This is a genomic window from Thioalkalivibrio sulfidiphilus HL-EbGr7 (assembly GCF_000021985.1).
Taxonomy (GTDB): Bacteria; Pseudomonadota; Gammaproteobacteria; order Ectothiorhodospirales; family Ectothiorhodospiraceae; genus Thioalkalivibrio_A; species Thioalkalivibrio_A sulfidiphilus.
The window spans coordinates 1,132,465-1,159,270 of the sequence record NC_011901.1 but is presented as its reverse complement, the minus strand read 5'-3'; the positions used below and the strand labels follow the sequence as shown (position 1 = coordinate 1,159,270).

Genomic DNA, 26,806 nt, shown 5'->3' with positions numbered 1-26,806 from the left:
ATCCGGGCGTGCAAAAGGCATGGGGAATATGGCGGAGAGGGAGGGATTCGAACCCTCGATACGGGGTTACCGTATACACACTTTCCAGGCGTGCGCCTTCAACCACTCGGCCACCTCTCCGCTGGATGTTTCCGCCCCGAGGACTCATGCTGGGCGGGCTGCCGGGCTCCATCCGGGGCCGGGCAAGGGGCGGAAGGTTACCCCAGATGCGGGACTTCTGCAAATACCCCGCGGGGCCTTTTCAGCCGTCCCGGCGCCCGCCCGGGGGCGGCAGGGTGGGCGGGAAGGCGGTGACGTTGGCGCCCAGTTCGTGGATCTTGGCCACACCCTCCTTTTCCACCTCGTCGATGCGGATGATGGCGTGCATGGGTACGAAGCTGCGGCGCACGGACTCGAACTCGCTCTTGAGCCGCTCCTCGCCCGGGTCCACCACCACGGTGCTGCGCTCGCCGAAGATCAGCTGCTCGATGACCACGAAACCGTAAAGGTCGGCCTGGTAGACCTTCTGGGCGAAGACCTCGTAGACCTTGCCCTGGTTGATGAAACTGACCTTGTAGATGCTCTTTCTGCGACTCATGGCCCATGGGGCTCCGCATAGGTGTCGGTGAAGGATATTTTACCCGCTCGTGACAAGCGGCTATCATTCACCGCTTATTAAGCAAATGCTAATTTCCGGCAGACCCCGGCAGCAGTGACGAATCTGGGGTTTTGCAGCCACGGATCAAGACCCGATCAAGGCCATGACCCAGCCCTCTTCCGAACTCCTGGAGCACCTGAGCCGCAACAGCACCCCCTACCTGGACCCGCTGGCCCGGGTGGACTGGGAAGCGCTCAGTCTGGAAAGCTTCTGGCTGCCCGAGGAGGCCGTGTCCCTGCACGGCATCCCGGAGTTCGACGCCCTGCCCCTGGAACGCCGCCAGGCCCTGTCCCAGTACGAGTTCATCAATTTCATCGAGGGGGCGCTGTGGCTGGAGAGCCTGTTCATGGAGCGCATCAGCCGCTCCATGGGGCACCTGGGCGGCGACCTGTCCCGGGCCACCTACCGCCTGCACGAGCTGCGCGAGGAGGCCGGCCACAGCCTGATGTTCCTGGAGCTGATGCGCCGCTCCCGCCTGCCCATGCCGCGCACCCGCTTCCGGCGCTTCAACCTGGCCAACCTGCTGGGCCGCCACGCACCCTACGAGTCCCCGGCCTTCTGGATCGCGGTGCTGATCGGCGAGGAGGTGCCGGATCGCATGAACCGGCTGATCCGCAAGCACCGGGACGACATCTGCCCCACCATCTACGACATGATCACCGTGCACGTGATCGACGAGGCGCGCCACATCGCCCACGCCCGGGAGACCCTGGGGGGCATGGTGGATCAGCTCTCGCCCCTGCAGCGCGCCCTGTTCCGGCCGGTGATGAACGCGGTGTTCAGCCAGTTCGTGCACGCCTTCTACTATCCCCGCCCTCGCATCTATGAGCTGGCCGGGCTGTCCGACGGCCGCCGCTGGGCGCGCCTGGCACGCCAGAACACCCAGCGCACCGCCTTCGTGGACCGCTGCGTGGAATCGGCCCTGCGGGTCCTGGAGGACCACGGGCTCAAGCTCAACTGGCGCTGACAGAGGCCGATCACTACGCAGAGAGGGGGCGATGAAGCCCCCTTTTTGTTGCCGTGCCTTGCATCCGATGCGCGCCTGGCCCCGTAATGATACCCATGAGTCCCCGACAGCAAGACAACCCGGAACTGGTGATCATCGGCGGCGGCGTGGGCGGGCTGGTCACGGCCAGCGTGGCGGGCCAGCTGGGGGTGCGCACCACCCTGATCGAGCGAGGCCCGAAACTGGGCGGCGATTGCCTGCACACCGGCTGCGTGCCCAGCAAGACCCTGATCCACAGCGCCAAAGTGGCCTCCCTGATGCGTCGGGCCGGCGAGTTCGGGCTGCCGGCGGCCGATCCCCGCGTGGACCTGGGCGCCGTCATGGACCGGGTACGCAGCGTCATCGACTCCATCCAGGCCCATGACGACCCGGAACGCTTCCGGGGCTACGGGGTGGAGGTGATCTTCGGCCAGGCCCGTTTCACCGCCCCCCGGGATCTCATGGTGGAGGGCCGGCGCATCACCGGGCGGCGGTTTGTCATTGCCACCGGCTCACGGCCTGCCATCCCTGCCATCCCCGGCCTCGATGAGGCCGGCTGTCTCACCAGCGACAGCCTCTGGACCCAGCGCAGCCTGCCCCGCCGCCTGGCGGTGCTCGGCGGCGGGCCCATCGGGCTGGAGCTGGGCCAGGCCCTGGCCCGGCTGGGCAGCCGGGTCACGATCCTGGAAGCTGCAGCTCGCCTGCTGCCCGGCGAGGATCCGGACACCGGCGAGGCGCTGAAGGCCATCCTGGATCGGGAAGGTCTGGAGATCCGGCTCGGCGCGCAGGTGACCGGCGTAAGCTGCCTGGATGCCGTGAAACGCCTCGACTACGTACAGGACGCTTGTTCCCGGACACTGGAAGTCGACGCGATCCTGGTGGCCACGGGGCGCCGGCCCAACGTGGAGGACCTGGGCCTGGAGGCGGCGGGGGTGGACTTCGGCGCACGCGGCATCCGCGTGGACCGGCGCCTGCGCAGCAGCGCCAAACACATCTATGCCTGCGGCGACTGCTGCGACACGCCCTACCCTTTCACCCACGCGGCCGAATATGAGGCGGGCATCGTGATTACCAATGCGGTATTCCGCCTGCCCCGAAAGGCCGACTACCGGGTGCTGCCCCGGGTGATCTACTGCGACCCGGAACTGGCGCGCGTCGGGCTCAATGAACGGGAGGCCCGTGAGCAGGGGCTTGAGGTGGAGGTGCTGCGCTTCCCCTTCAGCCAGGTGGACCGGGCCCTGGCCGAGGGCGAGACCGCGGGCGAGGCGAAACTGCTGGTGCGCAAGGGGCGGCTGGTGGGCGCCGCCCTGCTGGGCCCCCGGGCCGGCGAGCTGATCCACGAACTGGCGCTCGCCATGCAGGCGAAGATCCCCGTGAGCCGCATCGCCGCCACCATCCACGCCTACCCCACCCTGGCACAAATCCATCGCCGCGCGGTCAATACCGCCTACAGCCCGAGGCTTTTCGGCCCCGCCACCCGACGTCTGGTACGCTGGATTCAACGTCTCATACCGTAGGAACACCCATGTCCGCAACCCAGCCCCTGATCCCCTTGCACGACACCCGCTTCCCGGCCATCCGCCGTGGCCGGCTCGAGACCCTGCAGGTGAACCTGGGCTACGTGTGCAACCAGACCTGCTTTCATTGTCACGTGAATGCCGGCCCCAACCGCCGGGAGGTGATGGACCGGGACACGGTGGACCTCGTGCTCGATTACCTGCGCGCCTCGGGGGCGAAGACCCTGGACCTCACCGGTGGCGCGCCGGAGATGAATCCCCATTTCCGTGACCTCGTGCGCGAGGCCCGGCGCCTGGGGGTGAAGGTCATGGACCGCTGCAATCTCACCATCCTGGAGCAGCCCGGCCAGGATGACCTGGCGGCGTTTCTCGCCGAGCACCGGGTGGAGGTGGTGGCCTCCCTGCCCTGTTACCTGGAGCAGAACGTGGACGCCCAGCGGGGCGACGGGGTCTTCCAGGCCAGCATCCGGGGCCTGCAACAGCTCAACGCCCGGGGCTACGGACAACCGGGCAGCGGCCTGGTACTGGACCTGGTCTTCAACCCCCAGGGCCCCAGCCTGCCGCCGCCCCAGGGGCCGCTGGAGGCGGATTACAAGCGCCACCTGGGCGAACAGTACGGCGTGGTGTTCAACCAGCTGTTCACCATCGCCAACATGCCCATCCACCGCTTCGGCAAGCAGCTGCGCAAGGAGGGGCGGCTGGAGGCATACCTGGACCTGCTGAAAGGCGCCCACCGGGACGAGAACCTGGCGGCGGTGATGTGCCGCTCGCTGATCAGCGTGGACTGGCAGGGCTATGTCCACGACTGCGACTTCAACCAGATGCTGCGCATGCCCCTGGGGGGCGGCACGGCCCGTAACCATCTGCGGGCGCTGATGGAGGTGGATCTGGAAGGCCGGGAGATCGCCGTGGCGGATCACTGTTTCGGGTGCACCGCCGGGCAGGGGTCGAGTTGCGGCGGGGCGTTGAGTTAAAAGCGGTACTTGGTACTTGGTACTTGGATAAACAAAGATCTGTAGGCCCGATAGAGCGCAAGCGGTATCGGGCAACTTATGCCGGACACCGCTACGCTTTGTCCGGCCTACAACTTGGATCAACAAAGCACAAAGCACCAACCTCAACCCAACCCCAAACAATCCCTCAACCGGGTCACCATCTCCTCGCGCGCCCGCCCTTCATAGGCCACCCGCTGCCCGAAACCCCACACCGGGCCGGGCCAGGCCGGGTCGCCCTCCTGGCGCACCACGTGATGCAGGTGCAGCTGGGACACCACGTTGCCGAGCTTGGCCACGTTCATGGAGCGGGCATCGAACGCCTCGGCGAGGGCGCGGGCCACGGCGCGGGACTCCGCCCACAGGGTGTCGTGGTCGGTATCGTTCAGGTCGTGGATCTCGGTCACGCCGGCACGCCTGGGCACCAGGATCACCCAGGGCCAGCGGGCATCGTCCATGAGGCGATAGAGGCACAACTCGGATTCACCGAGGGCGAGGGTGTCTGCCGCGAGGCGGGCATCGAGTTCGAATGGGTTCATGGCGCCGCCATCCAGTTTTGCAGTTTCAGTCCACCCACGCGGGAAAACTCCCGGACATTGTCACTCACCAGGATCAGTTCCTGGGCCAGGGCCTGAGCCGTGATCCAGTAGTCATTGGCGCCAATGGGCGTACCCGCCTGCTCCAGTGCGGCCCGTATGCGGGCGTAGTGGCGCGCCACCTCGGCATCGATGGGTTGCAGCGCAATGCCTCGGACCAATTCGGCAAGACGGGCCGCGTTCTTGTCCCGATACCGGCTCTTGGCCACACCCAGTTCGAGTTCGCCAAGCACCACCGGAGACAACACGATCTCCTGCAACGGCGTAACCTCCAGGTGCTCGCGCACCTGCGGGTGCCCCTTCATCGCCGCAATGAGGATGTTGGTATCCAGCAGATAGGGCATGTCAGTCCAGGGATTCGGACACAGGCTCCGGGATCAGGTCGGCCGGCGCCTCCAGGTCCATCTCATCGGCGTGATCCCACATGGGGCGAAACAGTTCCGAGGCCATGCGCGGGCGATCCGGCACCAGGCGCGCCACCACCTTGCCATGGCGGGTGATGGCGATCTCTTCGCCGGCCTCGACTGCCGCCAGCAAGGCGGAGAAACGGGCCTTGGCCTCAACGATCTGCACGGTGCGCATGGAACAAGCCCTCAAAATGACCACATGGTCATATTTTCAACCAATCCCGCAGAAATGCAAGCAGACCCCTGGCACCTGCATCAGGCGCAAGCGTTAACCCGCATATCTCACCGGTCGGACACCGGCGGGCGCGTAACGGGCTGAAACGTAAGTGGAATACACTGAAATGGTCGCCGAGCTCAGCATCACACTCTGTTCCCGCCGGTGTCCTATCGCGGTTCAGGCTCGTCTTCGCGTCCGTAGGCTTGCTCTTCACTCAACCCATAGCTACGGCTATGGGTTTCGCTCCAGAGCGGCGCCTACGAACGCGAATCCTTCGCCTGCTCCCGCGATCCCGGTGAGATATGCGGGTTAAGCCACATTGAAGTCCACCAGCATGCGCCGGCGCAGGGCCTCGTCGGGCAGCGCCCCGTAGGCCGCGCCCATGTTCTGCATCATGTGCTCCACCCGGGTGGTGGCGGGGATGGCGCAGGTGACCGCCGGGTGGGAGACGATGAACTTGAGGAAGGCCTGGGCCCAGGTCTCGCAGCCGATCTCCGCACCCCAGCCCGGCAGCGGGCGACCCTCCACGCGCCGGAACAGACCGCCGCGCTGGAAGGGCCGGTTGATGATCACCGCGATGCCCCGCTCCCGGGCGAGCGGCAGCAGACGGTCCTCCGCCTCCCGGTCGAGCATGTTGTAGGTGAACTGCACGAAGTCGAGATCGTGCCCCAGCATGATTCTCTCCAGAGTGTCGTGGCGCCGGCCGTGGGAGGTGGTCATGCCCAGGTAACGGATACGACCCTCCTGCTTGTAGCGCAGCAGGGTCTCCAAGTGGGCCTCCCAGTCCAGCAGGTTATGCACCTGCATGAGATCAAAGCGCCCCACGCCCCACAGCTGCCGGGAACGCTCCATCTCGCTCTCTCCGGCCCGCTGGCCCCAGGTCCAGACCTTGGTGGCGGAGAACAGCGGCGGCGACGGAATCTGCTCCAGGGCATGACCCAGCACCGCCTCGGCGGAACCGTACATGGGCGAGGAGTCCACCAGCTGGCCGCCGTGTTCGAAGAAGGTGCGCAGCACCTGGGTCCGATCGTCCCGGCGGGCGCGGTTCTCGCCCACGTCGAAGGTCAGCCAGGTGCCCATGCCGATCACCGGGAGCGCTTCACCCGAGGACGGGATGGGGCGGGTGAGGATCTCGGCGGGATTCGCCCCGGCCGGTACACCCGGGAGCAACGGCAGCAGGCTGGCACCCCCGAGCCAGGTCAGGAAACGGCGGCGGGACAGGTGCTTGGGACGGGGAATCATGGCGAGCTCCGGCGGTCTCTCAGGTTCACGGGGGATTCAGGACAGCGCCTGCCCCCATGTTGATGGACAACGCGCGGACGGGAAAAGTCACCCGCTCGGCAATGCGCTATTCGTTCCGAAATACAGAACCCATGATTGCGATTCAAGGCATTTATTCCGAATAAATAAACAACGACAATGACTACACACTGACCTGGTCTATTCTCAAGGACCGACTGGAGGACTTCATCATGAAGGCACGCACCGTCAAGACCCGCATCCCCGGCATGCCCGCCTCCGACGGCGCCGGCGTGATGCTCCGCCGCAGCATCGGCTCGCCGGCACTCAAGAACCTGGATCCGTTCCTGATGCTGGACCACTTCTCCAGCAATGACCCGGACGACTATGTGGCCGGTTTCCCGGACCACCCGCACCGGGGCTTCATCACTTTCACCTACATGCTGGACGGCCACATGGAGCACAAGGACAGCATGGGCAACCAGGGCGATCTCAAGAGCGGAGGCGCCCAATGGATGAAGGCCGCCAGCGGCGTGATCCATTCGGAGATGCCCCGCCAGACCGAGGGCCTGATGCGCGGCTTCCAGCTGTGGATCAACCTGCCCGCCCGGGAGAAGATGACCGACCCCGCCTATCAGGAATACGGCCCCGGCGCCTTCCCCGAGGTACACAGCGCGGGCACCCGGGTGAAGGTGCTCATGGGTGAACACGGTGATGCCCGCGCGCCCATCGAGGACCCGATCACCCAGGTGCATTACCTGGACGTGAACCTGGAACCCGGTGCCGGTTTCGAGCATGCCCTGCCCGTCGGGCACAACGCCTTCGTGTATGTCTACGAGGGCTCGGTGGACATCCAGGGCACGGCGCTGGAACAGCACCAGCTGGCGGTGCTCGAGCACGGCGATGGCGTTGCCCTCAAGGCCGGCGATCATGGCGCGCGGCTGGTGCTGGTGGCCGGGCAGCCCATCGGCGAACCGATCGTGCAGTACGGACCCTTCGTGATGAACCATCGCGAGGAGATCGAGCAGGCCTTCCAGGACTACCAGTCCGGACGACTGGTGCGCAGCAAGGCCCGTATGAGCGGCCACGCCTGATCCGGCGTATCTCAAACGGACCGGCGTAGAGGCATGTCCGACGGACGTCGGTCATGCCCCTGCGTGCTTCAGCTAACATGCACACTCGTCAACACAGCCAGGATGCCGCCATGAGTACGAACAGCTGGGGCTCGAGCCTCGAATCCAACAAGGCCGCCGGCACGCGCCTGGAGCTGCTGCTGTTCCAGCTGGAAGGTCACCAGCTCTACGGCATCAACGTGTTCAAGGTCCAGGAAGTCATCCCCTTCAAGAAGCTGACCCGGCTGGCGGGCTCGCACCCCATGGTCAGCGGTGTGGCCACCCTGCGCGGTGTCACCATGCCCATCATGGACCTGTCCCGGGCCATCGGCGGCCCCGCCATGAAGGACCCGGAAAACGGCTACATCATCATCACCGAGTACAACCGCTCGGTGCATGGCTTCCTGATCCGGCGCATGGACCGCATCATCAACACCCAGTGGGACAAGGTGCAGTCCCCGCCCAAGGCCACGGGACGCAATGCCTACGTCACCGCCGTGACCATGGTGGACGACAAGATCGTGGAGATCCTGGACGTGGAGAAGGTACTGGACCAGGTGGTGCGTGCCAGCACCCATGTGTCCGCCGACCTGAGCGCCCAGATCGATGCCGGCAACCGCCACGTGCTGGTGGTGGATGATTCCAGCGTGGCCCGCAACCAGATCAGCCGTGCACTGGAGCAGCTGGGCATCCAGTGCACCCAGGTGCCCGACGGTCAGCACGCCATCCGGCTGCTGGAGAAGATGCTGGCCGACGGCGTGGACGTGAGTGAGCATTTCACCATGGTGGTCTCGGACATCGAGATGCCCGTGGTGGACGGCTACCAGCTCACCACCTGGATCCGCCAGCAGCCGCAACTGAAGGACCTCTACATACTGCTGCACTCCTCCATCAGCGGCGTATTCAACGTGGACATGGTCAAGCGCACCGGCGCCAACAAATTCATCCAGAAATACCACCCGGATGACCTGGCCCGCGCGGTGCAGGAGCGCATCGGCGCCGATACATCGGCCTGATACACGGCGCCGCCAGCCAGGGCAGGTCGGGCTTCAGCCCGACGTCGGAGCTCGCACATGGCCTCGCTGTCGGGCTGAAGCCCGACCTACGGGGCGACTGGATGAGAATCGCTGCAGGATCCACTCACCCGCAGGGCGGCCCATGGCCGCCGTTCTGCACCCGAACGGATCTCCGGGCGGCGGGCACGGCCCGCCCTATCGGTCAGGATACATCCCCATCCACATACACCCAGCGCCCCGCCTCGCGCACGAAGCGGCTGGTCTCCTCCAGCCGGTAGGCGCGCCCACCGATCTTGTGGCGGGCAACGAAGGACACGGTCCCTGATTCATCGCCGGGACCACCTGCCGTCGCCGCGTGCACCTTGAGCCCGAGCCATTTCACCCGCGCATCCAGATCCAGACTCGCCGGCCGGGTGCTGCTGTGCCAGGTGGCCAGCAGGTAGTCCGCGTCACCGCGCACGAAGGCGCTGTAGCGCGAGCGCATCAGTTGCTCCGCCGTCTCGGGCAAGGCCTCGCCGGCGTGATAAGCACCGCAGCAGGCCTCGTACGCCTTGCCGCTGCCGCAGGGACAGGGTTCGTGATTCATAGATCGTCTCATTGTCGGCTTGCCCGTAGGAGCGGCGACCCCGCCGCGAACGCCGCAGACCGCACAAGCGACCGGGTTCGGTCCGAGGTCGGGCCTCCTACTCGTCCTTCTTCAACAGATCCTTCAGTCCGGCGAAGGGCGAATGGGTGGCGCCCGATGCCTTGCCGCCCTTCACACTCGTGGGATTGGCCGCCGCCTCCAGCAGACGCTGGTGCTCGTTGTCGTGGCAGTAGAGACACAAGAGTTCCCAGTTGCTGCCATCGGGCGGATTGAAGTCGTGATCGTGGTTGCGGTGATGCACGGTCAGTTCATGCACATTGGCCCGGGTGAACTCGCGCCCGCAGCGCCCGCACACCCACGGGTACATCTTGAGTGCCTGTTCCCGATACCCCTGCCCCCGCTCCAGCGCCTCACGCCGCGCCTGGGCCACCACACGATCCAGCTTTGAGTCTGCCATCACCGATCTCCTTGTCTCATGCCCAAGTATAATCCCACGCCATGAACATCATCTTCTTCGCCCTGGTGGCCATCGCCTTTGCCAGCGCCGCCTGGCACCAGCTGCGCTGGGACGGTGCGGGCGAGGCGCCCATGGCGCAACTCACCAGTGGCGTGATCAACGCCGCGGGCGGCGCCGTTGAACTGGCCATCGCCCTGATCGGCGTCATGACCCTGTTCCTGGGGCTGATCAAGGTGGCGGAGGCCGGCGGCCTGCTGGCGATCCTGGCACGGCTTATCCGGCCGCTGATGGTGCGCCTGTTCCCGGACGTGCCGCCCAATCACCCGGCCATGGGAGCCATGATCCTGAATCTCTCCGCCAACATGATGGGCCTGGGCAACGCGGCCACGCCCTTCGGCATCCGCGCCATGCAGGCGCTCAATCAGCTCAACACACGCCCGGGCGTGGCCAGCGATTCCATGGTGCTGTTCCTGGCCATCAATACCTCCAGCGTCACCCTGCTGCCCACCGGGGTGATCGCCATCCGCGCCGCCGCCGGCTCCTCGGATCCGGCGGCCATCCTGCCCACCACCCTGTTCGCCACCCTGTGCGCGACCGTCGCGGGCATCAGCGCTGCGTTCCTGTACCGGCGTTTCGCGCCCCTGCCGCCTCTGCCCGCTGCGCCTGCGGCGGAACAGGAAACACCCTCGACACCGGATCAGGCCCTGCCGGAGAGTACCGACGACACACCGCTTGCCGAGGACGACGGACGCGCCTATCCGGCCTGGGTCTCGGGACTCGCGCTGCTGGGCTTCGTGGCCCTGATCCCGCTCTCGGTGCTCTACGGCCAGGCGATAGCACCCTGGATCATCCCGAGCCTGGTCATGGGCTTTCTCGCCTTCGGCCTGCTGCGCGGCGTGCGCATCTACGAGGTGTTCGTGGAAGGCGCCAAGGACGGCTTCCAGGTGGCGGTGCGCATCATCCCCTACCTGGTGGCCATCCTGGTGGCGGTGGGGATGCTGCGGGCGAGCGGCGCACTGGGCGCCTTCGTGGCCCTGCTCGGGCCCATCACCGGCCCCCTGGGACTGCCGGCGGAGGCCCTGCCCATGGCCCTGCTGCGGCCGCTGTCCGGTTCCGGCGCCTACGGGGTGATGGCCTCCATCATCAATGACCCGGCCATCGGCCCGGACAGCTACGTGGGCCTGCTGGTGACCACCCTGCAGGGCTCCACCGAGACCACCTTCTACGTGCTCGCCGTGTACTTCGGCGCCGTGGGCATCCGTCGCCTGCGCCATGCCCTGCCCGCGGCGCTGACCGCCGACCTGGTGGCCGTGATCGCGGCGGTGTTCGCGGTGAGCTTCCTGTTCGGGCAGGCGGTGATGTAACTCGAAACAAGATTCAACGCAAAGACGCAAAGGCGCGAAGGACGCAAAGCAAATCATTAACTTGCTTGGCAGGCATAGGGCGCCCCGTGGGCGCCGCTGGCCCTCGCTCAATGCCGATGCGGCGGGCACACGGCCCGCCCGATGTGACTCCGTGGTCAGGCTTTTCAGGTCACGACAACACAAACAATCAACACGGAAAGAAACCCATGGCACTCAAGGCCACGATCTTCAAGGCGGAACTGCAGGTCTCGGACATGGACCGGCACTACTACGGGCAACACGCGCTGACCCTGGCGCGCCACCCTTCCGAGACCGACGAGCGCATGATGGTGCGGGTGCTGGCCTTCGCGCTGTTTGCCAGTGAAGGGCTGCAATTCGGCAAGGGCCTGTCCACGGACGACGAGGCGGACCTCTACGAGCAGGATCTGACCGGACTGATTCAGCGCTGGATCGACGTGGGCACGCCGGATGAACGGGATCTGCGCAAGGCCTGCGGACGGGCCTCGCAGGTGGTGGTGCTGAGTTACGGGCGCACGGCGCAGACCTGGTGGAACCTGAACCTGGACAAGCTCGAAAAGCTCAGCAACCTCACCGTGCTGTGGCTGCCCCAGGAGACCACCCAGGCACTGGCGGCCCTGGCCGAACGCAGCATGCAGATCCAGTGCAGCCTTCAGGATGGCGTGGTCTGGTTCACCAGCGGCGAGACCACCCTGCAGGTGGAGCCGGTCACTCTCATGATCTCTCCAGGCGCAGGGCGAGATCACGCCTGAATGTCTCCAGGGCGGGGCGCGCCTGCTCGAAGATCTCGGCGAAGCGATAGAACTCCAGCACCCGCACGTCCTTGATATCGGGACGCACCAGGAAATCCGGCTGCAGACGCTTGAGCTTTTCTTCCAGGATCGCCATCTGCATCACCTGGAAGGTGTTGAAGCTGGTATCGAAATAGGAAGGATCCCGGGAACTGTCCACGGTGCGGGTGCCGAGCACGTCCACGGCGATGGTGAGGTCGCAATCCGCAAGCAGCAGGTCATAGGGCAGCGGATTGGTCAGGCCACCATCCACCAGGTATCGCTCGCCCAGACTCACCGGCGGGAACAGCCCGGGCACGGCCATGCTGGCCTGCACCGCCGGCCAGAGTTCACCCGCCTCCAGCACCACCGACTCGCGGGTCCACATGTCGGTAGCCACCACCTGCAGGGGGATGCGCAGTTCCTCGAAGGCGGTGCGCCCCGTGGTCTCACTCAGGTACGCCAGGAAGGCATCGGCGCCGATCAAGCCGCCGCTGCCCAGGGTCGGCCTGAAGAATCCCAGCCAGCGGGACAGATCCTCTTCCAGCAGGGAATGGAACCAGGTCTCTTCAGGTGACACCGTGAGCCGGTCGATGCGTGCATGGATATCCGCCGCCGACATGCCGGAGGCATAGAGCGCACCCATGATCGCGCCGATGCTGCTCCCGGCGATGCGATGGGGACGCAGGCCCAGTTCGTCGAGCACCTCGAACACCAGCACATGGGCCAGTCCGCGGGCCCCGCCGCTGCCCAGGGCCAGGCCGATCCGCGGATGGCCTTCCGCCCGCACGACCCGTGGCGCCAGCGCGACCGCCAGCATGAGTTTGAGGGCCGCGCGACGGCCCCGGTCAACAGGCTCCGGATGTAAGGCCCCGGTCTGCATGGAAGGACACCTCGGTGAAACGGGTTCACGGATAACCTCGTTGAATAGTAGCGCGAACCCCGCATCAGCGTTGCCGTCCGGATCAGGGTTTTCAGTACCGGCCACGGCCGGCACAAGTGCATCCGCCTGCCATGCATCCGGGCCGGGCCTGAAAGGGCACCCCGAATCATGTATAATGCTCCGCTGATAGTTACACCCGCATTCATCAGCACACCGCTTCATCGACAGCTCCACAGGACTGTCAGTCCAGGGCGTCATCCGCGAGGTGACGCGCTCACACAGGCCAGGCATTGCGACGCCGGGCCCGTCCATTCATCCAAGCCAGCACGTAGGGGCACACGGTGTGCAGGAAGCCCGCTACGCGAGAGGAGATTTCATGGCCAAAGAAGACCTGATCGAAATGGAAGGTACCGTCACCGACGTGATGCCCGACCAGCGTTTCCGCGTGGAACTGGACAACGGCATGCACGTGCAGGCCTATGCCTCCGGCAAGATGCGCCGCTACCGCATACGCGTGGTGACCGGCGACAAGGTGAAGCTGGAGATGTCGCCCTACGACCTGACCAAGGGTCGCATCAGCTACCGTCACAAGCATTGATCCGCAGGGACTGATGCCCGCGAGCCCGTCCGACCCACCCCGTCCGGGTGGTTGTCGGGCGCGCAGCTCCACAGGATAATGCCCGGGCCTCATTCAATTCCCAGGGACCCGGCCCCATGAACATCGACTGGACTGTCACACCCGCATCGCTCTGGTTCCTGCTGGGCGTACTGCTGATCTTCTCCGAATTCGTCTTCCCCGGCATCATCGCCATCTTCTTCGGCGCCGCGGCCATCGTGGTGGCGATCATCCTGTTCCTGGGCTTCGATCTGTCCTTCAACGTGCAGATCCTGGTGTTCGCCGCCCTGGGCGCGGTCCTGCTGCTGCTCACCCGCAACCGGCTCAAGGCCTGGTTCCAGGGCGCGTCCAGCAAAGGTCAGCACGGGGTGGAGGTGCTGCCCATCGGCACCCAGGTGGTGGCCAGCGAGGATTTCGTCGATGGCGGCGGACTGGTGCACTACAGCGGCGCCCGCTGGAACGCGGAGTCCGCCGAGCCGGTCAGCGCCGGACAGCATGTCTGGATCACGGGACGTCGCGGACTGGTGCTTCAGGTCAGCCCGCGCCCGCCCGGCCAGTAATCACACAACAACATCTCACTTCAACACGCCAAAAGGATCCGCTACATGGACGGCATCAGCATCACGACCATCATTTCCCTGATCATCCTCGCCATCGTGGTGGTGGCGCTGGTCAAGACGGCGCAGATCGTGCCCCAGCGTTCCGCCTACATCGTCGAGCGCCTGGGCCGCTACTCGCGCACCCTGGACGCCGGCTTTCATATCCTGATCCCGTTCATCGACCGGGTGGCCTACAGGCAGACCCTGAAGGAAGAGGCCCTGGACGTGCCCAAGCAGCAGTGCATCACCAAGGACAACATCACCGTGTCCGTGGACGGCGTGCTGTACCTGCAGGTGCTCGACGCCCAGGCCGCCAGCTACGGCATCTCCGACTACCGCTTCGCCGCCATGAGCCTGGCCCAGACCACCCTGCGGTCCATCATCGGCCAGATCGAGCTGGACAAGACCTTCGAGGAGCGCGCGCGCATCAACGAGGAGGTGGTCAAGGCGGTGGACGACGCCGCCCAGCCCTGGGGCGTGAAGGTGATGCGTTACGAGATCGCCGACATCCTGCTGCCCACCACCATCAACGACGCCCTGGAACAGCAGATGCGCGCCGAGCGCGAGCGCCGCGCCGTGGTGGCCCGCTCCGAGGGTGAGCGTCAGGAGAAGATCAACATCTCCGAGGGCGAGAAGGCGCAGATCATCAACCTCTCCGAGGCGGAGAAGCAGAAGCAGATCAACGAGGCGGAGGGCAAGGCCCGGGAGATCCAGATGCTGGCCGCCGCCACCGCCCAGGGTATCGAGCGCATCGCCACCGCCATCAACCAGCCCGGTGGCAAGGAAGCGGTGAGCCTGCGCATCGCCGAGCAGTACGTGCGCGAATTCGGACGACTGGCCAAGGAAGGCAACACCCTGATCCTGCCCGCGGAGCTGAGCAACATCGGCGGCGCCGTGGCGGGCCTGTCCCAGATCCTGCAGAACGTGGGCACGAGCAAGTCCTGATGCCCCTCGCCGGCACGGCCGCAAGGCCGTGCCGGTTTCCCCATGCACGCCCCAGCGCCTTTCACGATCCTCCACCAGGACGACGACCTGGTGGCCATCAACAAGCCGGAGCAGATGCTGGTGCACCGTAGCCCCATCTCCCGGGACGAGGTGTTCGTGCTGCAGCGTCTGCGCGATCAACTCGGCCAGCGGGTGTACACGGTGCACCGCCTGGACCGCCCCACTTCCGGCGTGCTGCTGTTCGGTCTGCACCCCGCAGCGGCTACCGCCATGGCGCGACAGTTCGAGGCCGGCGAGGTACACAAACGCTATCTGGCCGTGGTGCGCGGCTACACCGAGGAATCGGGTGAGATCGATCACCCGCTGGAATCGGAAGACGGCCGCGGCCTGCAGCAGGCCGTGACCCGCTACCGGCGCCTGGCCACCGTGGAGCTGGACATCCCGGTGGGGCGCTATCCCGTGGCCCGCTATTCACTGCTGGAGGTCTGGCCGCGCAGCGGCCGGCGTCACCAGATCCGGCGCCACTTCAAGCACATCTTCCATCCCCTGGCGGGTGATACCACCTACGGCGAGGGCCGGCACAACCGGCTGTTCCGGGAGCACTTCGGCGTGGAGCGCCTGCTGCTGCACGCCAGCCACCTTTCCCTGCGACACCCGTCAACGGGTGAGGCACTGAACCTGCACGCCCCGCTGCCGGAGGCCTTCAGCGTGCTGTTGCAGCGGCTGGGGTGGACGGCGTTTGCGCATTGAATCCAATTCAACATTCAAGATTCAAAGGAAACCGGTGTCCCCTTTGAATTTTGAATTTTGAATCTTGAATTGTGAATTATGCATCCCTCTGCCGCGCCGTCTCCCAGAGCTTCAGGATGCGTTCCAGCATGGGGCTGCTGTCGCGATAATCCACCGCGATGGGATGCGGCCCCGTGCGGGTCTCGATCACCAGGCTCGGAAAGCTTTCCACGTCCAGGGAACGCGCGAGGGCGATCTCGGCCTCCAGTGCCTCCTGCACCTCCGGTGCCTTGAGATCACGGGCGAAACGTGCCACATCCAGACCCAGTTCAGCGGCGAGCCCGAGCAGGGTCTCGTCCTCGGAGGGGTTGAGCGCGCGGGTGTAGTAGGCGAGCTGGATGGCGCGGGTCATGGCCCGGTCGTACTGCGCACCCTGGCGCCGGGCGGCAATCACGGCCCGGCAGGCGGGATAGGTGGCGCGCCGGGGCCGGCAGCGCTGCCAGAACTCGAAGTTGAACTCGGTGCCGGGTATGCGCCGCTGGATCTGCCGCCAGGCATCCTGAATGTAGCCGCGCATGGCCTCGGGCATGGGCTCGTCGGTGTCCGGCGCCAGGCCACCCAGCAGGCGCCGCACGGGCAGCTCAGCGGGCAGGCGCGACTCCAGCTCCGCCAGCACCGGGGCAAAACCCCAGCACCAGCTGCACATGGGATCGTGGACATAGTAGAGCGTGACGCCGGTGCTCATGGTGACAGCTCATGTCCGCAGCCCCGGTAGACGCTTCCGTCCAGCCGCAGCTCGGCCCGGGTGGGAAAGACCTCGCCACTCATCACGTCCGTGCAGGCCTCGCGCAGGATGTGCAGGCTCACCGCCACATCGCCAGCTTCCCCCGCATAGCCCGCGTCACCCTCCAGGCGACGGGCGCGGGGGATCTCCAGGCGCCGCTGTCCGTAATCCATCACCAGGATGATGGCCGGGGCCTCGCCGGGCCACACTTCCACCACCCAGCCGGGCTCCTGGCCCACTGCGCGGTAGACCACGCCCCGGTCCCGGGCCGCCACCCAGGGGGAGCGGGCCTCGGTAACTTCGCAGTTCACCCAGGCACCACCCTGAAGGCGCAGCAGGGCCTCGCTCGGCCCCTTGCTCCAGAAACCGTTGCCATCGGCATCCTCGTAGCGGGCGCCGGAGGCGGACACCACCGCGTCGAGCACCAGGTCCCGCTCGGGCAGGCGCAACTGCATGCGATGCTCGCCCAGGCGGGTCTCCACCCGTTGCTCGGCACACTGGTAGCGAGTGTCCTGAGTCAGAGAACTCTGACTCAGGACACTAGGACCGTCTCGCCACGGATCCTGGTGTGGCGACCGCTGACAGGCGGTGAGCCCGGCAAGCAGCACCAGGATCAGCACAACAGACGGAACCCGATTCATCGACGCACCCTCACGCAGTTGTTGACCCTGTCAGGTAGACTCAGACTTTGCCATAAAGCTCGCCACCAGGAGGAATCCGCGATGCCACGATATGCCCTTACCCTGATGCTCGCGAGCACCCTGCTGCTGGCCTTCCACACCGGGCATGCCCAACCGCCGCCGGTACAGCTGGGCAACGGCGCCGACGGCCCCCGGGGCAAGCCGGTGGAGCAGGCGCCGGGGCGCCAGCGTGAGTCCACCCCGCAGCGCGATGACCGCATCGACGCCCGTGATCCCCGGCACCGGACCGAGCAGGAACGGGTGCGGGACTCCGATCGCTACCGCTTCAGGCCCGAGGAAAGCGAGGCCGTGCGGACGTGGTATCAGAACCATCCCCGCCCCCGGCCCGGCGTGGCCGAGGGACAGCGGGAATTGCCCCCGGGCCTTCAGCGCAGGATGGAACGTCGCGGTGACCTGCCACCGGGCTGGCAGCGCAAGGTGGAGGCCGGACAGGTGCTCAGCCAGGAACAGGTGCGCCATGGCCGCCGTCCCGCGGACGATCTCCTGAGCCGTCTGCCCGAGCAGCCCGAAGGCACCATCCTGATGGAGACCGAGGACCAGGTGATCCGGGTACTGGAGTCCACCGGCGAGGTCCTGGACGTGCTCGGCGTCGGCGGCATCCTGCGCCGCAGGGAAGCCCAATAGAAGCCGTTGGGGCGCAAGACACGGGGTTCAGCCCTGCGGTTCGTCGTCCGAACGCGCCCGGCCGGCGCACAGGACCTCAAAAACCTCGGAACGGCTCGCTTCCCGGCCCGAGGGCAGGCTGCCGGATACATCCGTGAGCCAGGCGGCCAGGTCCGCGTGAGTCTGGGCCGCGCCCGTGTAGCGGGTCAGCATGTGATAGCCCTCGGGATAGAAGGCCATGCGCCAGGGGACTGAATCCTGCTCGGGCAGGCGTTCCAGCATGGCGCACACCGGCCGCGCCGGGATCACCTGGTCATTGCCCCCGTAGAGGATCAGGGCCGGCCCCGGCAAATGGGCGCTGGCCTCCAGGGCCTGGCCCATGAGTTCGGTGAGACCGTGAACGGTGTCCACCCGCGCCTTCTTGAGCACCAGCGGGTCCCGGCTCAGGGCACGGGCCACCTCGATGTCGTCGGTGGGGCGGATGCCCAGGTCATGGACCGTGTCCCCGGAGAGGTTCATGCCGGGGGCGATGCGCAGCATCACCCACAGGCCGAGACGCTGGTACCAGGGCATAGTCTCCCGCGCCCAGACCGCCGGGGCGATCAGCACCGCCCCGTCCACCTGGAGCGGTTCATCCGCCCCCAGGGTGGCCAGCACCACGGCGCCACCCATGCTCTTGCCCACCAGGAAGACGGGCAGCCCGGGATGGCGCTCGCGCAGCCAGCCCGTCAGGGTGCGCACGTCTGCGGTCATGGCCGCCTGCCCGGCCCAGATCCCGGGCCTGGACGTGGCCCCGAAGCCCCGCTGGTCCGGCGCGTAGATCTTGAAGCCCGCCTCCGTGAGCGGCGCGCTCAGGGCCTCGAACGAGGCACCGTGATCGCCGAAGCCATGCAGTGCCAGCACCACGCCCCGGGGCTCCCCCTCCGGGGCCCAGTGATGCAGGGGCAGACGATAGCCGTCCGGGGTGATGACGTACGAGGGATACAGGCCGGGAGGCTCGGCGGACGGTGGGGCCGGCGCGACCCGGCCGCCACAACCGGTGGCAAGCAGCAGGACCCACAGGCACAGGATGGCGGCGCGCTTCATGGCGACTGGTCCAGCCTCAGAGGCCCGGGGGCAGGATGTTCAGCGGTTCGATCTTGGGCAGGGGCGGGGGACGGCCGCCGGACTCATCAGTCATCCACACCAGCAGGTCGTAATAGCTGCGGATGTTCTGCACGTAGATCACCGGCTCCCAGCCCCGGGCGTAACCGAAGCGGGTGCGCCGGTACCAGTTTTCCTGGGCCAGCAGGGGCAGGTGCGCCATCACGTCCATCCAGCGGTCCGGGTTGCGTCCCTGCCCCTCGGTGAGGCGCCGGGCGTCCTCCAGGTGTCCCAGCCCCACGTTGTAGGCCGCCAGGGCCAGCCAGGTGCGATCCGGCTCGGGAATACGGTCAGGGATACGTGAATGCATGTGCCTGAAGTACTCCGCGCCTCCCATCACGCTCTCCCGGGGATCCATGCGGTTGCTCACGCCGAGCTGAGCGGCGGTGTTCTGGGTCAGCATCATCATGCCGCGCACGCCGGTGGGTGAGACCGCCCGGGGGTTCCAGTGGGACTCCTGGTAACTGATGGCCGCCAGAAGGCGCCAGTCCATGCCATGGAGCTCGGCAGCCTCCTTGAACAGGTCCAGGTACTCGGAGAGCCGCTCGTCCACCTGCTGAACGAAGGTGACCGTACCCACATAGTCCAGCACCTCCACATGACCGAAATGCCGTTCCAGCAGCTGCTCCAGCCAGCCGTTCTCCCGGATCTCCTCGAAGAAGGCCAGCACCTGGTCGTAGAGGCTGTCATCCCGCACCCTGGGCAGGGCCCAGGCCAGGGACCGGGGTTCGGAGATGTCGAAGGCCGCTCGCAATTCGGGATAGAAGCGCTGCAGGGAGGCCAGTTCCACCGAGTCCGCCACCGCCAGCTCGAGGCCACCGCGCCAGACCTCCCGCAGCAGGCTCTTGATGTCACCGTGGGCGGTTTCCTGCCAGTTCAGCTCCGGGAACTCCGACTGCAGCTCGCTCAGCCGGCTCGCATGGGTGCTGCCCGGGAGCACCCCCAGGGTCTGGCCGTTGAGGTCCGCCAGGGTCCGGGGGCGTGACTCCCTGCCCATGCGATACACCAGCTGCTCGGTGACCTCCTTGTAGGCCGGGCCGAAGCGGACCTGCTGGCGACGCTGTTCGGTCACCGTGATCCCCGCCGCCGCCAGGTCCACCCGCCCACGCTCCACCATGGGCAGGATCTCCTCGAAGCGATCCGGCACCACCACCCTCAGGCGCACGCCCAGGCGCTCGGCAAAGGCCTGGGCCAGCTCATACTCAAAGCCCGTCACCCCGTCCGGACCGGAAAAATAGGTGGTCGGCCCCACCCGCATGGCCACCACCAGCTCACCCCGGTCCAGCACCCGGTCCAGGGCGCTGCGGGGGTTGTTGAAGGCAAACAGCAACGTGATGGCCACCAGGATCAGGAATCCCAGCAGTTCCAGGTGCTGCATGTCCGTCAATTGTCGGCGGTAGAGTTTCAACTGGGGTCTGCGGGGCTATAAGTGGGCCGGCATTTGAACTTATAATACGCAATTGCCTGCCGTGGCCGGTTGTTTTTGGACCGGCATCCCGCTTGAGAGTTTCCTGGCCGGGCTGATGCCCCTGGAAGGCTCCGGCGCGGCCGAGCTGGGCGGTCTCGACGGCGCGTCGCGGGCCGCGGCTAGAAGAAGCAGTCGACCTGGAGAGGTGCCGGAGTGGTCGAACGGGGCGGTCTCGAAAACCGTTGTACTCGCAAGAGTACCGTGGGTTCGAATCCCACCCTCTCCGCCAATTTGAGAAACAGAACCCGTGGATTGGCCAATCGCCAGTCTCCGGGAGAACGCGGATCGGGATTCGAGCCCACGGTGATAGACACGAGGGTTCGACGGACGCAGCGAAGCGGAGTCCGAACGGGGCCGCAACGCGGCACCGGCCCGGAGGGTGAGGCGCACAGGCGCCGAATCATCCCACCCTCTCCGCCAATTTGAGAAACAGAACCCGTGGATTGGCCAATAGCCAGTCTCCGGGTGAACGCGGATCGGGATTCAAACCCCGCCCCGTACATAACTAGAACCAGAGGGACTCCACCGGATCGGCGGTCATGATCCGGGGCCCCGTCTGACACAACCACCGCGTGAGCTTGAGCCCGATCCGCCGGATGCCCTGTTCCCGGCGCGGTGCTCCGCGTGTTCAATAGTGGGCGTGACAGAGAGACTGTCGCGCAGGTGATACCGGCAGGCTGATGATCAAACTTCGAACCTACGTCTACATGGATTCCCTCCAGCCCCAGCTGGCGGAATACATGGCCACCGTGTCCCAGGGATTCCTGCCGGTCCCCGGGGATGCCTGCCTGTGGGTGGAGGTCTCCCCGGGCATGGCGGTTCATCGGCTCACCGACATCGCCCTCAAGGCCACCCGGGTGCACCTGGCCCAGCAGGTCATCGAGCGCGAATACGGCTCCATGGTGATCCATTACCGGGACCAGAGCGACGTTCAGGAGGCCGGCCGGGTGCTGCTCTCGCGCATGGGCGCCGACTGGCACGAGCGCCAGGCGCCGCGCATCACCTGGCAGGAGATCATCCGCGGCATGACGCCGGATCACACGGTGCTCATCAACCGCCAGAACCGTCGCGGCTCCATGATCCTGCCGGACCAGAGCATGTTCATCCTGGAGGTGGAGCCCGCCGGCTACATCATCTACGCCGCCAACCAGGCAGAGAAGGCCGCCAACATCACCATCATCGACGTGAAGGCGGTGGGTGCCTTCGGCCGCCTGACCCTGGCGGGCCGGGAGGCCGACGTGGACGAGGCGGCCGCCGCGGCCCTGGCTGCCCTGGAAAGACCTGCGGGCACCTGAGCCATGCATCGCCAGCAACTGCTCAGCCTGTTGGTGTTGCACCGTACCCCCTTCATCGAGGAGGCGGCCTTCGTCCGGCGCGCCTACGACTTCGTCTCCCGTCACCCGGACTGCTTCCAGCGCGACATCCCGACCCACGTCACCGGTTCCACCTGGGTGGTCAACCCGGGCCGCGACCGGGTGCTGCTCATGCACCACCGCAAGCTCAACCAGTGGTTCCAGCCCGGCGGACATGCGGACGGCGATCACGATATCCTGCAGGTGGCCCTCAAGGAGGCCCACGAGGAGACCGGCCTGGGCTACGAGCATCTGCGCCTGATGACCGATGACGTGTTCGACGTGGACATCCACATCACCGAACCCACCGCCGAAGACGCCAGCCACGAGCACATCGACATCCGTTTCCTGGTGGAGATCGATGACCGTCTGCCCGTGCCCGGCAACGAGGAGTCCCACCAGGTCATCTGGGTCCCCCTGACCGCCGTCTCCCGCTACAACAACAGCCGCTCCACCTGGCGCATGGTGGAGAAGACCCGGCGCATGCGCTCCGCCCTGCCCCGGTGAATCCGGCCGGCGATCCAGCGCAACATTCCCCTGACGGGGCTCGGTACTTAGGCCCTGACGACTCGGTTAAGATGACCGCAGTGCACCCATCGCACGGACGGTCAGACGCCTTGCCACACACACGCGCCACACCCTATCTCGCCGCCGCGTTCACCCTGGTCATCATCCTGATGCTGGTGGTGGCCGTCCTGGGCTGGATCCGGGTGGAGGCGCTACATACCCAGATGGACCACCTCACCCAGCGGCATGCGGAAAAGCTGGATCGCATGCACCGGATGCGCAGCATCGTGCGGGAACGCTTCATCCGCATGAGCCTGATCGTGAGCACCGATGACCCGTTCCTGCGCGATGAATACGCCCAGGAGTTCGGCGCCCTGGCACGGGAATTCATGGCGGCCCGGGCGGACGTGGAACGCCTGACCACGGAGCCCACGGAAGTCGCCCTGCTGGAGGAGCTGCGCCGCCTCAACGCCCTGGGCACACCCATCATGGTCAGCGTCGTGGAGGCAGGTCTGGAGAATCAGCAGGAACTCGCCCTGTCCGTGCTGCTCGATCAATCCCTGCCCAAGCAGGAACGGGTCATGGCGCACATGGACCTGATCCTCGACACCTTCCAGCAGGCCTACCAACAGGCGCTGGATGAGCTGGCACAGACCCGGGAGCAGACCCGGCGCACCTTCCTGCTCACGGCCATGGTGGCCACGCTGCTCATCTTCATCATCGCCCTGAACGTGACGGGCCGCATCCAGCGCCAGCAGGAGGATCTGTTATCCGAGGTCGAAGCACGCCGCCGGACCGAGGCCCTGCTGCGCGAGACCCAGGAGGGCCTGGAGCGCAGCGTGGCGGAACGCACCGCCGCCCTGCGGGAGACCACCGCACGGCTGGAGGATGCCCAGCGCATCGCGGGGGTTGGGCACTGGGACTGGGATATCGAACGGGGCCGCCTGCACTGGTCGGACAGCATCTACCAACTGTTCGGTCTGCCCCGACAGGGCGAGCTTGCGTCCTACGAACATTTTATGGCGGCTGTGCACCCGGATGACCGGCAGATACTGCAACAGGCGGTGGACAGGGCGCTGGCCGGCGACGCGCCCTACCAGGTGGATCATCGCATCGTCAGGCCCGATGGCGAGATCCGGCACGTGCGCGAGGAAGCCGAGGTGACCCGTGACAGTACCGGCCAGCCTGTCCGCATGCTGGGCACAGTGCGGGACATCACCGCAGACATCGCCATCCAGCAACAACTCTGGCACCTGGCTCACCACGACCCCCTGTCTGCCCTGCCCAACCGAAACCTGTTTCGGGCCCTCCTGGATCAGGCCCTGGAGCGGACTAGCCGCTCGGGCAAGAAACTGGCGGTGATGCTCTGCGACCTGGACGGCTTCAAGGCCATCAACGACCGGCATGGTCACGCCACCGGCGACCAGGTGATCATACACACGGCACGTCGACTCAAGGGTGCCATCCGGCGCAGTGATGTGGCCGCACGCCTGGCCGGTGACGAGTTCGTGGTGCTCCTTGAGGATCTCAACGATGCCGAGGAGGCGGTCGCCGTCGCCGGCAAGCTGCTTAAGGACATCAACGCACCCATCGCGCTGGCTGCCGCAGAAGTCTCGGTGGGCATCAGCATCGGCATCGCCGTGTCCCCCGAGCATGGCGAGACCGCAGAGACACTGATGGCCGGCGCGGATGCCGCCATGTACGCCGCCAAGGCCGCCGGCAAGGGCAGTATCCGGCTGGCGGGAGACTGACGCCTAGGGAAGCATTGGGTCGTGCTAAGGTGCTGAGCGGGCCCGAGGCAGCCATCGCCCAGATTCCATGGTGTTCGCAATGAGTGTCATGGTGGCTATCTGTGGCGATCACGACAACCTGCTGTGGCAAGATAGGGCGTACCGATTGGCCATCTCGGTACGCTGCCGACCGGTTCCATGGCGGTCAATCGGGGACACTCTGGTGGCGACTATGCTTTTAGTGTCGATCTGTGTTTGCGCAGGTATCACCTGGCGCTATAAAATTGCTTCGGCTTTTATGGAGGCCAGTGATCCTGCTCGACGTGGCCATTGATCGGACAAAGGAAGGTCAGGCGAAAAACCAAGTCTCACCTTTAGAAACTTCGTATAGGACCGTTAGATGCCCAAGCAGAGCCGGCGCGATGGATCAGATCACGCTCCGCGAGTTCGATCATCTGAGCGTGCCTCCGGCCTCGACGCACAAAGCGGATGAAATCAAGCTCATCAGAGAGGACACGCGCGTCAGCCAAGCCGTGTTTGCACGCATGCTCAACATCAGCGTCTCCACTGTGCACGAGTAGGAGATCGGTCAGAAGAGGCCCGCAGGTACCGCCTTGAAGTTGCTGCACCTCGTGCAAAAGCATGGGCTAGAGATCATCGCCGCATAGCGGCACACTGTGTCGCATTATCACTAAGTTCGAATTATCCATCGTTAACAGCATTCAAGTAGAACCACAGGCCCGCATGCCGACAACTACACTAGTAACCACCGGAGAAGATGCAAGTGCGCGGCTGATGAACCCGTTCATGGGGCGACCGCCATCCAACGTTGCCTATGCAACTGCGTGGGGCCGCATGCTTCACGGCAAATCCGACGAAATTCTTAGCGACGGATCTCTGGCGCGTTTTGAAGGCAAGGTGAACCTGATCTTCACGTCACCGCCTTTCCCACTGAATCGTAAAAAGCGCTATGGCAATGAGACGGGGGAAAGTTATATCCGCTGGCTTTGTACGTTCGGCCCGCTCTTCAAGAAAATGCTCACACCGGACGGATCTATCGTGATCGAGATGGGAAACTCTTGGGAGCCTGGCTCGCCAGTAATGTCCACACTGGCACTACGCGCGCTTCTTGAATTTCAGTCCAAGAACGATCTTTACCTCTGCCAAGAGTTTATCTGGCAAAACCCGGCGAAATTGCCGTCACCGGCACAGTGGGTCAATGTCGAACGTATTCGGGTGAAAGATAGTTTCACGAAGCTGTGGTGGCTGTCACCAAACGAAAAACCCAAGGCGAGCAATCAGCGTGTGCTCCAGGAATACAGCAAATCCATGAAGGATTTGCTGAAAAAAGGCTCGTACAACGCCGGCAAGCGCCCGTCGGAACATGACATCGGAGAGACCTCGTTCCTGAAAAACAATGGCGGTGCGATTCCGTCGAACGTCCTGACGTATGCAAACACACTAGCCTCCGACGCATATCAAACGTATTGCCGGAACAACCAATTCCAACTGCACCCTGCACGGATGCCAAGCGATCTAGCGAAGTTCTTTATCAAGTTTCTTACTGAGCCGGGTGATATTGTCTTGGACCCATTCGGTGGCAGCAACACTACGGGTTGCGCTGCAGAGAATCTTGAGCGGTTTTGGATCAGCATCGAGGCATCTGAGGAATACATTAAAGGATCCCGCGGTCGCTTTGGCAATGGCATAACCCTAGATTCGTTTTCAGTATTCTAATCCGCCGACGAATGTTGGGCATGTTTTTCAACCTGGGGGAGCTAACGAATGACGCAGAACATTGACGAAGCCGAGCTGAGTGTCGGCCCAAAGGCGATCGATGCCTACAGCCGTCTGAGCTACACGATGTGGTTCGCGCTAGCCGAGTTCGTAGACAACTCGACCCAGTCGCGCCTTAACTATGGAACGCTTGTCAATGATCTGCTGAAGTCAGAAGGACAACCGCTTACGATATCCATCGTGCACAACCGACAGACCAAGGAAATCACGATCGAGGACAACTCGATAGGGATGACTAAGGCAGACTTGATCGCCGCGCTGAAGATCGCTAACCCAACAGCTGACAGCAAGGGCCGATCGAAATATGGCATGGGAATGAAAACGGCCGCATGCTGGATCGGCGCGAAATGGTCGGTGACGACATGCGAATGGGGCAGCGGCGAAGAATGGACCGCTACGGTCGATGTCAACGCGATTGCGAACCATGGCGCGAAGGTCCCGTTGACTATGAAGTCAGTGAGCAAAGATGCGCACTACACGCGCATCACGATCACAGACCTACGCCGCGTGATTCAGAAGCGCTCCGAAGAGACCATCAAGACCTATTTGGGTTCGATGTACATGTTCGACTTGAGACCAGACGACAAGGGCCAGGTAGCACTGAAGTTGACCTATAACGGCGAGGAAGTGGCGCCGCCCCAGGACAGCGACTGGGATACCGACCCGTCTGGCACGGTCATGCGCCGCGATCTGCCGGAACTCGACATCGATGGCAAGAAGGTTATGGGCTGGATCGGTGTGTTGCGCAAGGGTGGTCGAAAATTCGGTGGTTTTTCTCTCTTCCAGAATAATCGTCAAATCCAGGGTTTTCCGAATGCCTGGAAGCCTAAGGCCATTTATGGCGGTGTCGATGACGAAGGCGCCAATAACCTCGTTGCGCAGCGACTCACTGGTGTCCTGAAACTCGATGGTTTCGTTGTGTCCCATACGAAGGATGCGATCCTTTTTGAGGGAGACGAAGAGGACAAGCTGGAGCAATTTCTCGTTAAGGCATCTCTGAATAACCCAGCCCATTTGGCATAATCCCGGCATCGCA

30 protein-coding genes and 2 tRNA genes are annotated in these 26,806 nt (G+C 65.0%); 19 read left to right on the top strand and 13 right to left on the bottom strand.

The features are described from left to right. Positions 1-29: 29 nt before the first annotated feature. Positions 30-120: transfer RNA gene (locus TGR7_RS05370), tRNA-Ser, on the bottom strand. Between the two features lie 121 nt (positions 121-241). After that, the gene (locus tag TGR7_RS05365) at positions 242-577 is read right to left on the bottom strand and encodes a DUF1820 family protein (protein WP_012637643.1); all 336 of its coding nucleotides are present in this window, start codon (positions 575-577) and stop codon (positions 242-244) included. A gap of 163 nt (positions 578-740) precedes the next feature. Here TGR7_RS05365 and TGR7_RS05360 point away from each other — a divergent pair, with 163 nt between their 5' ends. The 3 genes from TGR7_RS05360 to arsS all read left to right on the top strand — a co-directional run bounded on the left by TGR7_RS05360 (position 741) and on the right by arsS (position 4,113). Then, positions 741-1,604 (top strand): diiron oxygenase, encoded by an 864-nt coding sequence (locus tag TGR7_RS05360; RefSeq protein ID WP_012637642.1) that lies wholly within the window; start codon positions 741-743, stop codon positions 1,602-1,604. An 86-nt stretch (positions 1,605-1,690) separates the two neighbouring features. Next, positions 1,691-3,139 carry a dihydrolipoyl dehydrogenase family protein gene (locus TGR7_RS05355; protein ID WP_012637641.1) on the top strand — a complete coding sequence of 483 codons (1,449 nt, stop codon included), beginning with the start codon at positions 1,691-1,693 and terminating at the stop codon, positions 3,137-3,139. A gap of 8 nt (positions 3,140-3,147) precedes the next feature. Continuing rightward, the gene (gene arsS / locus TGR7_RS05350) at positions 3,148-4,113 is read left to right on the top strand and encodes an arsenosugar biosynthesis radical SAM (seleno)protein ArsS (RefSeq protein ID WP_012637640.1); all 966 of its coding nucleotides are present in this window, start codon (positions 3,148-3,150) and stop codon (positions 4,111-4,113) included. 143 nt (positions 4,114-4,256) lie between these two features. On the opposite strand, the gene TGR7_RS05345 is transcribed toward arsS, so the two are convergent. The 4 genes from TGR7_RS05345 to TGR7_RS05330 all read right to left on the bottom strand — a co-directional run bounded on the left by TGR7_RS05345 (position 4,257) and on the right by TGR7_RS05330 (position 6,593). Further along, the gene (locus TGR7_RS05345) at positions 4,257-4,670 is read right to left on the bottom strand and encodes an HIT domain-containing protein (RefSeq protein WP_012637639.1); all 414 of its coding nucleotides are present in this window, start codon (positions 4,668-4,670) and stop codon (positions 4,257-4,259) included. Further along, a complete protein-coding gene (locus TGR7_RS05340; protein ID WP_012637638.1) occupies positions 4,667-5,071 on the bottom strand; it encodes a PIN domain-containing protein in 405 nt (134 codons plus the stop codon). The genes TGR7_RS05345 and TGR7_RS05340 overlap by 4 nt, the downstream gene beginning before the upstream one ends. Before the next feature lies 1 nt (position 5,072). Beyond that, on the bottom strand, positions 5,073-5,309 hold the full coding sequence (locus TGR7_RS05335) for a type II toxin-antitoxin system Phd/YefM family antitoxin (protein WP_012637637.1): 237 nt from the start codon (positions 5,307-5,309) through the stop codon (positions 5,073-5,075). A 351-nt stretch (positions 5,310-5,660) separates the two neighbouring features. Continuing rightward, entirely contained in the window at positions 5,661-6,593 is a 933-nt protein-coding gene (locus TGR7_RS05330; protein WP_012637636.1) for an aldo/keto reductase, read from the bottom strand. Between the two features lie 230 nt (positions 6,594-6,823). Here TGR7_RS05330 and TGR7_RS05325 point away from each other — a divergent pair, with 230 nt between their 5' ends. Together TGR7_RS05325 and TGR7_RS05320 are read left to right on the top strand one after the other, a co-directional pair. Next, positions 6,824-7,684 (top strand): pirin family protein, encoded by an 861-nt coding sequence (locus TGR7_RS05325; RefSeq protein WP_012637635.1) that lies wholly within the window; start codon positions 6,824-6,826, stop codon positions 7,682-7,684. 110 nt (positions 7,685-7,794) lie between these two features. Next, positions 7,795-8,718, top strand: coding sequence for a chemotaxis protein (locus TGR7_RS05320; RefSeq protein WP_012637634.1), 924 nt, complete (start codon positions 7,795-7,797; stop codon positions 8,716-8,718). 202 nt (positions 8,719-8,920) lie between these two features. On the opposite strand, the gene TGR7_RS05315 is transcribed toward TGR7_RS05320, so the two are convergent. Beyond that, on the bottom strand, positions 8,921-9,304 hold the full coding sequence (locus TGR7_RS05315; RefSeq protein ID WP_012637633.1) for a YchJ family protein: 384 nt from the start codon (positions 9,302-9,304) through the stop codon (positions 8,921-8,923). A gap of 97 nt (positions 9,305-9,401) precedes the next feature. Beyond that, positions 9,402-9,761, bottom strand: a complete 360-nt coding sequence (locus TGR7_RS05310; RefSeq protein ID WP_012637632.1) for a YajD family HNH nuclease — start codon at positions 9,759-9,761, stop codon at positions 9,402-9,404. Positions 9,762-9,802: 41 nt separating this feature from the next. On the opposite strand from TGR7_RS05310, the gene TGR7_RS05305 reads away from it, so the two are divergent. Continuing rightward, on the top strand, positions 9,803-11,125 hold the full coding sequence (locus TGR7_RS05305; RefSeq protein ID WP_012637631.1) for a nucleoside recognition domain-containing protein: 1,323 nt from the start codon (positions 9,803-9,805) through the stop codon (positions 11,123-11,125). Positions 11,126-11,331: 206 nt separating this feature from the next. Then, positions 11,332-11,895 (top strand): YaeQ family protein, encoded by a 564-nt coding sequence (locus TGR7_RS05300; protein ID WP_012637630.1) that lies wholly within the window; start codon positions 11,332-11,334, stop codon positions 11,893-11,895. On the opposite strand, the gene TGR7_RS05295 is transcribed toward TGR7_RS05300, so the two are convergent. After that, positions 11,858-12,796 carry a patatin-like phospholipase family protein gene (locus TGR7_RS05295; RefSeq protein WP_012637629.1) on the bottom strand — a complete coding sequence of 313 codons (939 nt, stop codon included), beginning with the start codon at positions 12,794-12,796 and terminating at the stop codon, positions 11,858-11,860. The two genes, TGR7_RS05300 and TGR7_RS05295, sit on opposite strands and share 38 nt — an antisense overlap. Before the next feature lie 376 nt (positions 12,797-13,172). On the opposite strand from TGR7_RS05295, the gene infA reads away from it, so the two are divergent. From infA to TGR7_RS05275, 4 genes are all read left to right on the top strand, one after another. Then, positions 13,173-13,394, top strand: a complete 222-nt coding sequence (gene infA, locus TGR7_RS05290; protein ID WP_012637628.1) for a translation initiation factor IF-1 — start codon at positions 13,173-13,175, stop codon at positions 13,392-13,394. 116 nt (positions 13,395-13,510) lie between these two features. Beyond that, positions 13,511-13,972, top strand: a complete 462-nt coding sequence (locus TGR7_RS05285) for an NfeD family protein (protein ID WP_012637627.1) — start codon at positions 13,511-13,513, stop codon at positions 13,970-13,972. Between the two features lie 45 nt (positions 13,973-14,017). Next, a complete protein-coding gene (locus TGR7_RS05280; RefSeq protein ID WP_012637626.1) occupies positions 14,018-14,956 on the top strand; it encodes an SPFH domain-containing protein in 939 nt (312 codons plus the stop codon). Between the two features lie 42 nt (positions 14,957-14,998). Further along, complete coding sequence (locus TGR7_RS05275; protein WP_012637625.1) at positions 14,999-15,706, top strand: pseudouridine synthase; 708 nt, start codon at positions 14,999-15,001, stop codon at positions 15,704-15,706. 76 nt (positions 15,707-15,782) lie between these two features. Here TGR7_RS05275 and TGR7_RS05270 read toward each other — a convergent pair whose 3' ends face one another. Both TGR7_RS05270 and TGR7_RS05265 read right to left on the bottom strand, forming a co-directional pair. Continuing rightward, complete coding sequence (locus tag TGR7_RS05270; protein ID WP_012637624.1) at positions 15,783-16,430, bottom strand: DsbA family protein; 648 nt, start codon at positions 16,428-16,430, stop codon at positions 15,783-15,785. Continuing rightward, the gene (locus TGR7_RS05265) at positions 16,427-17,110 is read right to left on the bottom strand and encodes an MliC family protein (protein WP_012637623.1); all 684 of its coding nucleotides are present in this window, start codon (positions 17,108-17,110) and stop codon (positions 16,427-16,429) included. Before TGR7_RS05265 ends, TGR7_RS05270 begins: the two co-directional genes overlap by 4 nt. Before the next feature lie 81 nt (positions 17,111-17,191). On the opposite strand from TGR7_RS05265, the gene TGR7_RS05260 reads away from it, so the two are divergent. Beyond that, positions 17,192-17,794: a hypothetical protein gene (locus TGR7_RS05260; RefSeq protein WP_012637622.1), complete on the top strand. Its 603-nt coding sequence runs from the start codon at positions 17,192-17,194 to the stop codon at positions 17,792-17,794. A gap of 27 nt (positions 17,795-17,821) precedes the next feature. On the opposite strand, the gene TGR7_RS05255 is transcribed toward TGR7_RS05260, so the two are convergent. Both TGR7_RS05255 and mltF read right to left on the bottom strand, forming a co-directional pair. Next, positions 17,822-18,859 carry an alpha/beta hydrolase gene (locus tag TGR7_RS05255; RefSeq protein ID WP_012637621.1) on the bottom strand — a complete coding sequence of 346 codons (1,038 nt, stop codon included), beginning with the start codon at positions 18,857-18,859 and terminating at the stop codon, positions 17,822-17,824. Between the two features lie 16 nt (positions 18,860-18,875). Next, complete coding sequence (gene mltF / locus TGR7_RS05250) at positions 18,876-20,324, bottom strand: membrane-bound lytic murein transglycosylase MltF (protein ID WP_245523031.1); 1,449 nt, start codon at positions 20,322-20,324, stop codon at positions 18,876-18,878. Positions 20,325-20,523: 199 nt separating this feature from the next. Between mltF and TGR7_RS05245 the strand changes: the two genes are divergently transcribed. From TGR7_RS05245 to TGR7_RS05215, 7 genes are all read left to right on the top strand, one after another. Next, positions 20,524-20,613, top strand: a tRNA-Ser gene (locus TGR7_RS05245). Between the two features lie 451 nt (positions 20,614-21,064). Continuing rightward, entirely contained in the window at positions 21,065-21,679 is a 615-nt protein-coding gene (locus TGR7_RS05240) for a BMC domain-containing protein (protein WP_012637619.1), read from the top strand. Between the two features lie 3 nt (positions 21,680-21,682). After that, positions 21,683-22,243, top strand: a complete 561-nt coding sequence (locus TGR7_RS05235; RefSeq protein ID WP_012637618.1) for an NUDIX hydrolase — start codon at positions 21,683-21,685, stop codon at positions 22,241-22,243. Between the two features lie 110 nt (positions 22,244-22,353). Continuing rightward, a complete protein-coding gene (locus tag TGR7_RS05230) occupies positions 22,354-23,994 on the top strand; it encodes a diguanylate cyclase domain-containing protein (protein WP_041441020.1) in 1,641 nt (546 codons plus the stop codon). A 401-nt stretch (positions 23,995-24,395) separates the two neighbouring features. After that, positions 24,396-24,554, top strand: coding sequence for a helix-turn-helix domain-containing protein (locus TGR7_RS17665; RefSeq protein WP_012637616.1), 159 nt, complete (start codon positions 24,396-24,398; stop codon positions 24,552-24,554). Positions 24,555-24,768: 214 nt separating this feature from the next. Next, complete coding sequence (locus TGR7_RS05220; protein WP_222702414.1) at positions 24,769-25,710, top strand: DNA-methyltransferase; 942 nt, start codon at positions 24,769-24,771, stop codon at positions 25,708-25,710. Positions 25,711-25,758: 48 nt separating this feature from the next. After that, positions 25,759-26,793, top strand: coding sequence for an ATP-binding protein (locus TGR7_RS05215; protein ID WP_012637614.1), 1,035 nt, complete (start codon positions 25,759-25,761; stop codon positions 26,791-26,793). Positions 26,794-26,806 lie beyond the last annotated feature (13 nt).